Genomic DNA, 593 nt, shown 5'->3' with positions numbered 1-593 from the left:
CGGCACGGTTGCTGTACTTCGCTGCTGTACTTCCGGTGGCTGTCTCGTCCAGCCGATGAAGCGGCGGTGCAGTGCGCCGGCTGGCGCCCAGGGCATGTCCTCGGCCGCCTGGACAAGGTAGGCCCCGAGGTACAGCGCCAGCGATACCGGCGCATCGGCGTACTCCGCGCGTAGCTCCCGCCTCCGCGTGGGGCAGGGCCACGGAAGGTCGCAGCCACCGCAGCTCCAAATGGGCAGCACCGGGCCGTGGGTGGTCACCGCACACCACCAAGGAATCGGGCGACGCTCGCGCGGGCCTGCCGGCTGGTCGCCCAATCCACCTGCCAGCACGGGTACGGGGCCAGTCGTGACCACCACGCGCGGCAGCCGACGCACATGCCGTCGAGCCCTCGGACATGTACCGCAAGGATCGTCCGCTCCGGCCCGCCGGTCACTGCTCGTTCTCCTGCGGCCAGTGGCCCCGGTTGATCGGTATGCGGTGCCGGGCACGGCACGGCAGGTCGGCTCCGCACCGGCAGACACGCCGCCACAGTTGCCACGACCACACGGGCCGATGCCGCCGGGCAAACGTCAATGCGGTGGCCGACAGGTAC

At 71.0% G+C, this 593-nt stretch carries 1 protein-coding gene; it reads right to left on the bottom strand.

Going from position 1 to position 593, the window contains the following annotated elements; genetic code table 11:
- Positions 1-254 precede the first annotated feature (254 nt).
- Positions 255-593 (bottom strand): hypothetical protein (locus ACFHWY_RS28790; RefSeq protein ID WP_416583372.1); only part of this gene is annotated, 339 nt, incomplete at its 5' end.

This window comes from Micromonospora sp. LOL_024, assembly GCF_048060415.1.
Classification (GTDB): domain Bacteria; phylum Actinomycetota; class Actinomycetes; order Mycobacteriales; family Micromonosporaceae; genus Micromonospora.
This window is presented reverse-complemented; position numbering and strand designations above follow the sequence as displayed.